This window comes from Leptospiraceae bacterium (assembly GCA_024233835.1).
Lineage (GTDB): Bacteria > Spirochaetota > Leptospiria > Leptospirales > Leptospiraceae > JACKPC01.
In genome coordinates, this window is the sequence record JACKPC010000003.1 from 369,106 (window position 1) to 381,484 (window position 12,379).

8 protein-coding genes are annotated in these 12,379 nt (G+C 34.3%); all 8 read right to left on the minus strand.

The genetic code is table 11. The annotated features are described in order from the left end of the window. Positions 1-84: 84 nt before the first annotated feature. The 8 genes from H7A25_16010 to H7A25_16045 all read right to left on the minus strand — a co-directional run bounded on the left by H7A25_16010 (position 85) and on the right by H7A25_16045 (position 12,155). Positions 85-1,545, minus strand: coding sequence for an ion transporter (locus tag H7A25_16010; protein ID MCP5501407.1), 1,461 nt, complete (start codon positions 1,543-1,545; stop codon positions 85-87). A gap of 13 nt (positions 1,546-1,558) precedes the next feature. Next, complete coding sequence (locus tag H7A25_16015) at positions 1,559-2,767, minus strand: hypothetical protein (GenBank protein MCP5501408.1); 1,209 nt, start codon at positions 2,765-2,767, stop codon at positions 1,559-1,561. A 135-nt stretch (positions 2,768-2,902) separates the two neighbouring features. Next, entirely contained in the window at positions 2,903-3,409 is a 507-nt protein-coding gene (locus H7A25_16020) for a TlpA family protein disulfide reductase (GenBank protein MCP5501409.1), read from the minus strand. Then, positions 3,399-3,857 carry a hypothetical protein gene (locus H7A25_16025; GenBank protein MCP5501410.1) on the minus strand — a complete coding sequence of 153 codons (459 nt, stop codon included), beginning with the start codon at positions 3,855-3,857 and terminating at the stop codon, positions 3,399-3,401. Before H7A25_16025 ends, H7A25_16020 begins: the two co-directional genes overlap by 11 nt. Further along, a complete protein-coding gene (locus H7A25_16030) occupies positions 3,857-4,744 on the minus strand; it encodes a decaprenyl-phosphate phosphoribosyltransferase (protein MCP5501411.1) in 888 nt (295 codons plus the stop codon). Before H7A25_16030 ends, H7A25_16025 begins: the two co-directional genes overlap by 1 nt. Before the next feature lie 25 nt (positions 4,745-4,769). Then, the gene (locus H7A25_16035; GenBank protein MCP5501412.1) at positions 4,770-5,162 is read right to left on the minus strand and encodes a ParB N-terminal domain-containing protein; all 393 of its coding nucleotides are present in this window, start codon (positions 5,160-5,162) and stop codon (positions 4,770-4,772) included. An 80-nt stretch (positions 5,163-5,242) separates the two neighbouring features. After that, positions 5,243-8,698, minus strand: coding sequence for a UvrD-helicase domain-containing protein (locus tag H7A25_16040; protein MCP5501413.1), 3,456 nt, complete (start codon positions 8,696-8,698; stop codon positions 5,243-5,245). After that, positions 8,682-12,155, minus strand: coding sequence for an exodeoxyribonuclease V subunit gamma (locus H7A25_16045; GenBank protein MCP5501414.1), 3,474 nt, complete (start codon positions 12,153-12,155; stop codon positions 8,682-8,684). The genes H7A25_16040 and H7A25_16045 overlap by 17 nt, the downstream gene beginning before the upstream one ends. Between the last annotated feature and the right edge of the window lie 224 nt (positions 12,156-12,379).

Genomic DNA, 12,379 nt, shown 5'->3' on the forward strand with positions numbered 1-12,379 from the left:
TACACCACCGGATACTGAATTTGAATTTTAAGATAAGTATCGAAGTATCCGATGGTACTTAAGTAAGCACTTTTTAAAAGTCGTTTATTTCTTCAGGTTATCGTTTAAGTAATTTACAATACCCTTGGATGCCAATTTAATCGATTTCAGTGCTACATCTTTTTGTTGTTCTTCTAATCTTTGTAAGAGTTCATGTAATAACTCTTCTTTTAAATCTTCGTTAGCTCTGTAAATTGCATCTTTTATATCGCTGAGGTTGAAGTCAGGCCCGGCAAGCTCTGCATCTTCTCCGAAGTTGTCCATTTCCATCATTCCGAAATCGTCCTGTTTTTTGCCGCCTGAAACCTGTTTCAGAAGAGATTGGTTTTCTTCCCGGATGATTTCCCTGATTTCATCCAGATCAATCTCTGAACCAAAGTTTCCTCCTGAAGCGGAAGAAGGATTATCCAGAAAACTCGGACTGAAGTCCTGACCTGAGGATACATCTTTAAACGACATTCCCAGATCCATACCTCCACCACCCATCATCATTCCACCATCAGCAATATTTTTCTCAATAATGAGGCGATTGACCATTTTAAAGAGAGAAGTGATTTCTTCTTCTCCCTCATGTACCACATAGGAACCATCTTCTTCCTGGTAATTCATACCTTCGGTGGTCAATAGCATGTAGTCATCAGCGTCTATCGAATCAACTATCAGGTTCACAATTTTAATATCTTTCGCAAGAATAGAACCAATATAGAAGATTACAATACTGATAAGAACTATCAGGGCGAGGATAATACTCAGCATAATATTATTTTTATGAGAGAGGTATACTGCGCTGTGAACAATACAGGATTCAGAATCGGAGAGTTTTATTATATGATTATCATCTTTATGGCTTATACTTTCGTATGCATCTTTTTCTATGAGATCATTTTTTCCGTTATAGTAATTCTCGCCAATAGAATAGGCTTTTAACTCCGAATTAAATACCAGTTTTAAAGCTTCTGAAGTAGACTTGCCTTCTTCCTTGAGCTTTGTTACAACAGTTTGTTTGTCTTTTACAAACATATGATCTACAAAGAAGTCGATAAGACCTATGGAAACCACAAGAACCAGAACAATGACCACACCGATCTTCATGATCCTCTCCTGTATATAAGGAGAGTCGCTTTTCATTTTCTTTAAGAAGCTAAAAATCCGTAAGAACCTGAGAATCCGGATAATTTTAAAGAAACGACCGATACGTAAAATCTTGAAGATTTTAAAGAAGCCCGGAACCTGTTCTGTAAGGAAGGTAAAACCGGGAATAGCGGCTAATAAGTCTACCCAGCCATAACCATTAAAGAAGTAATCTTTTTTCGGAAATGAAAAGAGCCTTACAAGAAAGTCTATCACAAAGAAAACATCAATAAAAGAGTTAAAGAGAACCACATAGGGTTTAATCGAGGTAAACTCAAGAATCAGTCCGATGATAGAAACAAATACAACCACCGGGTTAATTTTGTCTAAAAAGGCGATTACGCCTCTCATGGATGGTTTGGGTTCTAAGACCATGTGTATCCCTTTATTAGTATTTTACTTTAAACAAAACTTCCGTATTTAAAATATTCGGAAACTTGGATAGAAAAGTTTTAATATTCTTTTTTACATCAAACAAATCAGATTTTGCACATTCCAGCTTACGCAGGGCAAAGTTAGAAGCATTGGCTACAATCATCCCCTGTCTTTCCTGGCTTGCATAAAGTTTGATAAGTTTTTCCTTTTGATCATTGGAGCAGGCTGCAAACTTCTTATTAATTTCAATTACCTGGGCTGTCAAAATCGTTAGAAATAGGTAAATAAATTTGATGTTTGCAATAATTACACTTTTTATACGTCCTGCATCGGAAAGAAGAAACTTCTGGAATGTCCTGGAAAACTGTTCGGCATGGATAAACTTGGGATCAGCACCCGAGAAAAGCATAAAAACACAAAAATACGACATGGTTTCTTCGTAATCTACACCCCAGTTATCAGAAACCATTTTTAGGTAGGTTTTCATGATATTGAGAAATATTTTATTCTCTTCATAACTTCCTGTAAGAAGACGGTACACTTTAAGCGAAGCCCTTTGAAGTTCAATTTTATTTAGAAAGACAACAGAAATAAAATCAACATTCAGGTTACGGTTTTCATTTTGTTGGATTATCTTATCCATTCCAATGATATTTTGTTCAATATTCGAAACAACTTCAGCTGCATATACATGGGCATTTTCTGACTCATCTTCTGCTTCATTTGCCTGATCAGCAGAACTTCCTCCCTGGGGCTTTTTACTCCATTTGATAAGATTGTAGTAAATAAGGATTTCCTGCTCATTTAAACCGATGGCTTCCGTTTTGAGACGGCCCATTAACTGCTTTTCCGCACTGGGATTTAGAGAATCAAAGCTTACATGATCGAGGATCGAACGGAAAATCTTCTGGTTGAAGATTATCTTTTCTTCCGGCAGAAAGAGTTGTAGTTTTTCTTCAGGAGTAAACTTGTCCGGCAATTTTACCAGGCGAACCGGAGAACGAATTTCCCTTTGTTTTTGTTCACTTAGTTGGTTATTAACCTTATTCCAGGCGGAATAAGCGGAACGTTTCAGAGCCCCCTGAAAAATTCCAAATTTCTCATCGACTTCGAGAAAAATTCTTTCAGGGATGATTTCATCTTTTAACAGCATATCTGTTAGATATTGCGCCAGATCGTTGGCTATTGTTTGCAACTCTTCATCTGCTAAAGTAAGAGACATTTAGTAAACCTTTTAAATATAATGGTAAGGAGTTTTCTGTACAAATAAGCGGTAAGCTTATCCTGTCAAAAATAATTCTTTCATAATTTAAAAAAAATAAAAAAATCATTAAATTCTCCTATCGAAGCCCTAAATTCAAAGAAATGCGAGTAAAAAATAACGAAAATAGAAAGTAAAAGGATTTAAAATTCCAATATCAATAAATTTAACTTCATCTTTTTCGTTCAAATAAATGGTAGTAGGGAAACCTTCAACTTTCCAATTTTCCAGAAGGTTCTTACCTGCAATATAAACCGGGAAATGAATTTGATTCTTTTCCATATAGGTTTTTAGAGCTTCCTTTCCGGAACCACCCTCTTCAATGGAGAGAAGAAGAGTATTGGAATTGCTTCCGAGAAAAGAGTAGGCATTTTTAAACAAAGGCAGGTTTAAGCGACAGACTCCGCACCAGGTAGCCCAGAAATACAGCACCTTTCTTTTCCCTTTCCATTCATCAGCATTGATTACTTCCCCTGTTATCCGGTGAAGGGGACGTAATTCGGGAGTGGTTTCGTGTTTGCTACTTCTAAAATAAGAAATAAATAGACCTGCCACCATTAAGGCCAGAAAAATCAGGCTGTATTTGATAAGTTTATTTTTCATCGGAGAGAATTTCCTTTAACCAGCTTTTCTTAGTACTCTCATTTGGACGTTTCTTTTGAACTTTTCGTTTTGTAAAAGTATTTTTAGGTCTTTGTTGTATCTTTTTTTTCTTCGAAGCTGAAAACTTCTTAAATTGCTTCCGAGCTCTCATTTTTCTTGCTTTTCTATAATACTTTTTGCGGTAAGTTTTTTTTGTTTTAATCTTTCGAGAAAGGCTTGAGTGTTTTTTATATCTTTTTTTAAGGATACGTTTTTTCTTTCGATGCTGGTTTTTATATTTTGTCTTTTTTTTATGGACACTTCCTTTGATTTTTGCCCGTTTGATTGGAGTATAATTATCCGGTAGAGGAGGAAGATCCGGATCGGCAGAAAGACAGAAGCTGCCAAACCAGAGCAGGAGAAGAAAAAGAAAAAGTTTTTGGAAAATATATTGTACCTGTATGCTCATTACTTTAAAAAAGCAAAGGGTTTGTAAATCAGGACTAAAAGGATGATAGTCCAGAGTAAGCCGGAGAAAAGGACGTTCTTATCTTTTAAAATGGCTTCTGTAGGACTGTGACCCATATTTTTAATAAAAATTATATAGAGACTTCGGAAAATAGCATAAACCACCACAGGAATTGTAAAAAATAATTTATCTGTCCCGAGGTTGTGCATAGTATCCGGGCTCAGTGTGTACATAACATAACTCATAATGGTCATAGAACCGGTTATGCCCATCATCAGATCTAAAAAACCGGGAGAGTATTCCTGTAAGATTTTTCTGTGGGTTCCGGCCGAACTGTGAAGTAAAATTAGTTCTCCTCTGCGTTTGCTGAAACCCCAGAAAAGAGAAAGCATAAATGTGCAGAGTAGAAGCCAGTTGGAAAAATTAACCCCAACCACAACCGCACCGGCTATAGCACGGATGATAAAGCCGAGGCTTATGCTCATTACATCGAGAATGACCATATGCTTAAGGTATTTACTATAAAGAAGATTAAATAAAAAATAAAAACTGACTAGAAAGAAGAAAAATGGATTTAAGCGATAAGAAACTACAATCAGAATGGGGATCAGTATAATTGTAATGGATAGTGCGATTCCGGGCTCTATTTTGCCGGAGGCCAGGGGACGGTGCATCTTTTCAGGGTGTACAGCGTCTTCTTTGCGATCCAGATAATCGTTTACTACATATTGACAACTGGCAATAAAAGAAAAAAGAAAAAACGCAATCAAGGAATTTATAAAGGCTTCGGTTTCAAAGAATTTTTTTGAAAACAGTAAGCCGGCAAAAATAATGATATTTTTAAGCCACTGTCTCGGTCTCATGAGAATCATGTAATAATAAACAATTTTTGATAATCTTTGCATGTTGTTCCTATTCGCTCTTTTTTAATTTTTTATTCACCAGGGTTCTTAGCCAGGTTTTTGTTTTTTGAAGGATTCCTTCTTTATCGATTTTTTCTACTAATTTTTGAGCATTTTCTTTTTCTTCTTCGCTGAAATCCTTTCTATGAATGTTTTCTTCCAGCTCTAAGATAATTCGATTTTTAGGGTTTTGTACATCAATAAATCGGGCATCAATTTGTTCCCAACCAAGAAGTTTTACTGCTTCGAGGCGACGGTAACCCGATACAAGATTATTGTCCAGGTCGATTAAAATGGGTTGTAAAAGACCAACCCGGTTAATGGACTCTTTAAGACCTTCCAGATCTCCGGTACTTTTTCTGATTCTGTGCTTTACTCTTACATCTGATACACGAATTTTCATCTAAAGAAACACATTTTAAAATTTGGGCAGGGATGAAAAGTAAAAATTGGGATTTTGATAGAACTCTCAGGAAACAAAAATTATAACACGGAGGATAATTTAAGCCCGTATTCTTCTTTTAAGAGTTTATAGGGGTTCTCTAATGCAAGGGGTTCTATAAAAGCAATTCCCTCTTCACTTACCTCTTTTTGAAAAGCTCTTAAAAAGATGTAATAAATGCCTCCCATTTGATTATTGATGAACTCTTCGAGACCGCATGGATTTTTCTGGGATGTATTGACCCAGCGGTAAAGAGCGAGGGTATAAAGTAGATATTGAATACGATAACCGGAACTTTTTATTCTATTGAGTAAAAAGTCAGGAGAGTAAGAGGAAAGACTATCGGTCTTCCAATCGAGAATATAGTATTTATCCTGATAAGAAAATACAAGGTCGATACTTCCGGTAAAAAATTCTTTTTCAGAATTATGGTAAAGGAAGCTGACTTCTCTTAAATATTTTCCTTTTTGAATATCTTTTAGAGAAAAACCGGAAGGTAGTTTTGTATGAAATGTGTTCCAGAGTATACTTTGTATCCTCTTTATAATTTCTGCATGCAGGGATACATAATTAGTTCCAAATTCTTTTTGGTAATAAGCATAGTTATAAATTTTCGATTGAATAAGATTTTTTATAGTTGAATCTTCCGTGAAGGAAGGGAAATTTAGATGTTTTGAAAATCTTTCAATTTCTAAGTCTTCAAGAATTTCATGCAATAATAAACCTGTGAAACGACTACCCGGAAGAATTTCTTCATAGTCGAGTTCGTTTTCAGAAAGTTTTTCCTGAATATCTTTTGTATCATAACTCAGACCTATCTGTGAAGTAGATTTTTTTGTTTCGAGTTCAGCTTTGACCGAAGTATAGGATCGCATGGCAATTTTTCTTAGTGGAACAAAAAGATCTTCTTTTGTAATGGAGGGCAAGGAAATAGTTTGCAGTTTCTTTTTTTGTGATTCTTCAGCGGTAATTGTGGGGGAAGGTGGTATTTGAGTATAAGTTAATTTATGGTATTGTACTGCATTGTTTTCTACAAAGGGTTTTAATTTATCGGCAATATGTGTGCCCAGAGCACCATAATCTTCTCTCCTTTTTTCAATAGACAAATAGGGGATATATAGCAAATCCCGGGCTCTGGTAAACGCTACATAAAAAAGACGTTCATCTTCCTTTATTCGTTCTTCTTCTGCTTTAGGTTTTGCAGAAGGATATAAATGATAAATAAGTACATCCGAATTATTATTCTCATGATATTTATAATAGAATGAGGATTTAGGAGGATTTAATAAGCCGGCAATAAAAACGACAGGAAATTCAAGTCCTTTACTTTTATGCATGGTGAGAATCTGAACTTTGGATTCTTCACTGTCTTTTTCTAATAAATTTGCTTCTTCTTCTAAGTTGCGACCGCTTTCTCTCCAAAAACGGAATGCAAGAACCAATGAATGGATGTTCAAATTTTTCTGGTAGGCTACTTTTTCTAATTCCTGTATTAACTGTTTATAATTGGTGAATTTTCTTAAATAGTTTTCTTCATTTAAAATTCGTTGTTTGAGTCCTGTGTCTTCAAATACAGATTTGAAAAGTTCCGGCCAATTGTGAGTATCGGCTATCTGTATCCATTTTTCTAAAAGAAAAGATGCCTGCTTAACTTTTTCCGAATGATTCTTAATTTCTTCTACACGGAAATTAAAAAATTCTCCTACAAGAGCAGTTTGGAAGGCACTTAAATCTTCAGGAGAAGCAATAGCTGCCAGAAGATAATAGAGTTGTAGGGCTTCATCAGTATCAAAAAGACCTTCTTCTTTATAAAGAGCAGCAGGAATTTGTCTTTCATATAAAGCCTGAATTAGTTCTTCTGCTTCCTGGCGTTTAGATATCAGGATACATATTTTATTCCTTTTTAAGGCCAGGAATTGCTTTTTTTCTTTATCAAAGTAATGAAAGTTTTTACTGAATAAATACTGAATTTCTCCTGCAATATACTGAGCGAGGGAATACTCAAAGTTTTCTTTCTTTAAGTTCTGGGTTTCAAAGGAGATAAGGTTTAGAGCTTTTCTCTGTATTTTTTTTAGCTCTTCTTCATACTCCTCTTTTCCTCTTTGTTTATCTTCGGGAGCATTTACAGCTCGATAATTTAGAGACCAGTCTTTATTCTGAAAAAGGGAGTTTAAAGAGTCAATCAGGATTGGAGAAGAACGATAATTTGTATCAAGGCTAAAATAATTTGCCTTTGCTGATTCTATCATTTCATTACTGGCTTTCTTATATGTATTTACATCGGCTCCTCGAAAAGAATAAATTGCCTGTTTGGGATCTCCAATCACATAGAGTCTGTGTTTTTTATCCTTTAAAAACATTTCACGAAAAATAGTCCACTGGGCATTATCGGTATCCTGAAACTCGTCTACAAAAGCATAGGTGTATTTTTGTTGAAGTTCAGTAAGAACCCGGGAATTTTTTTCTAAAATAGCATTTTTAAGTTTTTGGATCATATCATCAAAGGAGATTCCGGAGCGAGAAGCCTTGTATTCTTCTACACCTTTTTTTAGATTCAGGATAGCAAAAACAGGGAGTTGATATTGAATATAATTACATAAATCTAATAGTTCGGAAAGACAAACATGAAGTTCTGAATAGCTCGGGTTATCTTCTTCTTTATCCACTAAAGCTTCTTTGAGATTTGTTAAATTTATATTATATACAAAAAATTTTATGTCGTTTGAAGTAGTGTATTTATGTAGTATATCATTGCCGGTATTTATTAGCTTTTTTTTTCTTGTTTTTATTTTTGAAAAGTTAATGGATTCTAAATTACTAATAATTTTTACCAAATTTACCTGCATATCATTCCAGAAGTTTGATAGCTTTCCTTCCTGTATCCGGGAATGTAATTCAGGTAGAAGCTGTGTGAATTCGTCTTCCTTGTAGCTGAGAGCCAGATTTATAATATCTCGATCACTCTCTTCAGCCTTATAATTCCAGAGTTCGAGAAAGAAAGAAAGCTCCTCTTGAAATATTTTATGCCATAAACTACGTTTTTGTTCCAATAGTACTTTTTCAAAGATTTCTTTATCGTCTAATATATTTTGATCAAAAAGAGCTTTGTTGTGAAAAGCAAAGTCTTTTAAAGTATCATGACAAAAACCGTGAATGGTATAGATAGCTACTTGTTCAAATTGATGTAAGGCTTCCTGTAAAATTTTTTTTGTTTTTTTATCTATTTCTTTATGATATTCAGTAGTAAGCTCGGAACGAATCCTCATTTTTAGTTCCGAAGTTGCTTTTTCTGTAAAGGTAACAAGAAGAATATTGTTTAAAGGAACCGGTTTTCTTTTGTTTTTTTGATTATCGGAACCTTTTATTAGTTCAAGAACGAGCCTGGTAATGGCATAGGTTTTTCCGGTACCTGCCGAAGCTTCTATTACCGCGTGTCTTGTGAAATCAAATTTGGAAGGTTCCGGTAAGGTTAAGGGATTTTTATTGGAAAGGTTCATATCTTTTTTTAATGAGTTCTCTGGCTTTTTTAGGAACTGAAATTCCACCCAGTCGCACAAAGCTAGGAGGCTGATAATGAGCATAGGAATCGGGTTTCAAAAGTTTTTTTTCTATCTGTCTCTGGAATTCGGTATCTTCTATCTGTTCTGAAGATTTATCTATAATTCTTTCAAAGTGAAGATATGAGAGATTTGTGTCATCCAGATAATCGAGTATAAGAGATTCTAAATATTCTCTGGCTTCTTTTGTTTTTGTATGTATTCTTCTTGTTGATGAATAACCTTCTGAGTTTGTAATAAAGAAAAATAAATCTTTGCTTTTGTAAGTACGGCTTAGATCGGGATGAAGCTCCGAATCAAGAAAAAGTTGAAATAAAAACGGCAGAAGCTGATATTTGTTTATCTTATCTTTTGCTTTAGAACTATTCGTTAAAAAAATAAGTGTTAAAGACTTCCTGTCCTCTGTCTCAAATACATAAGGAAATTCGAATGAAAGTTCAACACTAAGATTTTTATTCTCTCTATTTTGGATTTCAAATTTTGCAGTCGGAAAGGAAACTACCCGTAATTTCTTTTTTTTAGGTTCTTTGTTTCCGCAGTATAAGGTGAAGGGCTGTAACTTTTTAATAGTACTGAATTCTTCTTTCAGTGTTGTAGGATTATCTTTACTCTTTGGGCGAGATAAGCGTCCTTCCAAATCTTTTTCTAATTTCTTTAGTGCATAGTCAGAAAAACCTCCTTCCGGTGTATTTCCTTTGGATTTTGAGAGCTTATAAAGACTTATGACTCTTGGGATTATCTCGGAAACATCTTCGAGTTCACCTTCGAGAAATTCTCTATAAACTTTTAGAATTAACCGGGTCTCCTGTAGTTTATTCAGGTTGTAGTATTCGTTATTGATAAGTAAGGGGCTTTCCGGCTCTTCGTATATATTAAATAATTGTTTCATTTGACTTTGAGCAGAATTTAAAAGAAAGTCTGATAGATCTTTTAGACTTAAGTTATATACTTCTTTTTCTATCGGTTCATCTTTTTGTATTGGTTCTTCTTCTGATTCGGAAGTTGGAGAAAGTTCATATAAGAAGAAAGTATCTGTTATCGAGCTAAGGCTTTTGATAAAGTTTTCTTTTGAGTAAACTTCATCAAAACGACTGAGAGGTTCTCTGGATATATAAAGTTTCTCATCCCGTGAAAAATACTGCTGTAGATATTCTGATTGCTCAGTAGCTAAATTTGGATCTTTTGTATCAAGGAAATCCTGATTTAGTAAATTGAGTAATTCTTTATAAATTGGAGAATAAAAAAGTTCGGAATCTTTTTTTAAATCCTGGTTGATATAGGAGAGATAAACTTTAGATTCTGTGTGAATTATTCTTTCAAAAAAGTGAAACGTTTCGAGAGCGCTTAGGGAATATTTCCCCTCAACTATTTTATCCCTAAACACATCTAAACTCGAAACATGTTCTTTGGAAGGAAATTCATTTTCATTTATTCCTAAAATGTATACCAGTTTAAAGGGGATCTGTTTAAAACCGGAAAAGGTAGAGATATTTATACCGGAAGGGTAATAGCCAATCATACCCGGCACTTCCTCCAATAAAGAAGAAACAAATTGAGTAATCCATTCTAAGTCGGGTTTAAAATCCCAATGGAGAGCCTCATTTAATGTATCTAAGTACTCAAGATTTTTTAAGCCTTCAAAAAGAGTTATTTTGACTTTTAGTTCTTCCTGTTTATCTTCCGGTAGAGACAGGTATTGTTCAAAAATATAGATAAGACTTGTTCTCCATTCTTTACCATTTTTACGGATAGAAGATAGTTTTTTAAGATCTTCTAATAATAGCTCCACCTTTAAAGAAAATATATCCATTAATTCTTTATCGCTCGAGTGAGAATCTGAAAAAGCGACAGAGGTTAAGCCAGCATCTGTATTATCAAAGGCTAAACAGATACGTCCGAGTCGGAGTCTCTCAAAAGCCTGTTTCCAGGTATATTGTTTTCCCTCTATATAATTTTTGTTTTTTCTATCTTCTTCATTTAGAGAATGAAAAACATTAAGTCTATCCATCAAAGATAAGCACTTATCTACATCTTTTCTGTGAAGTCCGGCAGAATGTAAGAAATAAGGATTATATAAAAATTCAAAGACTTCCCTGCGGCTTAAAGGACCGGCTGCCAGAGATAACATAGAAAGGATAGCGTTACCATACAGGCTTTCTTTTTTGGCAGAAATATCGGTTAGAGTGTAGGGGAGATAAATTTCCTTTCTGCCGAATATTCCCTGTATAATCGGCTTATAGGTATTGATAGATGGAACAATAATACCTATTTCGTGTAACTTAAGAGATGGATCTTTCTTTAGATTGTATATCAGGTTATCATATACAAATTCAACTTCTCTGTAAATTCCGGGGCAGGCTATAAATTGTATACTTGTATCCTGTCCGGGTTTAGATTGAAGACTTGTGTTTTCGTGTAAAAAGCTATTTCGAAAAACCTGTAATAATTCTGTACTAAAGACTTCTTGTTTTGTTGTAAGGAAATTAACCTTTTTACAGTAGCGATTTAATAATTTATAATCATCTAAAAAAGGTTTTGCCCATTTCTGAATAAGAAAATGTTTTGCATAGTTTTTACGAAGACCCGGATAATCCTGTTTGAAAATGTGAATATTATAAAATTCACTCAGATAGTCAATTACTTTGTAGTGAAAAGCTGAAACTTCTCTTAGAGAATAGAAATATACGGAAATACGAATAGATTCAGGATTATCGTAATGACTCTTTTGTCCTTCGTATAGTTTTTTAACTCTTGTAAAGTAGTAAAAGAGAGTATTGAGAACGGTTCCTGATTCTTTTAGTCTTTTATTTAACCTCGAAAGAATATTTCCTCTTTTAATAATGGCTGAATACAGGTAGGCTTCATTGCCTTCGAGATCTATACCCGGCTCTGTAAATATCCATTTATTCACTTCTTCCGGATGATGAAATTCATAATCCCGAAAGAGTTTTGATAGTCTTGTGGAAAGTTGGTATACACGAATAGTCGAATCCGGCTTTTTTTCATAGGAAGTTTCATCAAAAAAGTAGTCTTTTATCTGTCCGAGAGCTTGATTGTCTTTTCTATCAAGGTAGTAAAGGAGGGCAAGATTGATTAAAAGCTTGAACTTTTCATTTGTTAGTAATTCGAAGTTTAAACCTTTTAAGCCGGGGATCAGTCCATACAATCTTTTTATTAATTCAAAGAGACCATTCTCTAACTGATAGGTTTCTAGATTAGCCGCGATTCCAAATTTTTGACTGAGCTCTAATTTAAGCCACTTTTCCATATTTCGAGAAGGTAAAATCAGGAAAGGACTATAGAAAGGCCCCTGATTCAACCTTTCGGCCTGAATTTTATCTCCTAAATTCTTGGCCAGCTCGCTTTGAGAAGCGGAATAGTAAACCTTTACACCCATAGATTCCTAAGAAAATCCATTCCCATAATAAGACATAAGTTTCAAATATTATACATAGTTTGCTATAGTAAACTATTTTTTTATGAAATACCTATAAAAATCTAATCCGGAGTAGGAATCGGATTTGACTAAGCATTTAGTATCTTGGTAAATGATAGAACTTATGAAGATTTTTTGTTTAGTTATTTGGATTATTCTTTTTGTGAATCAATGTGTTATGTTAA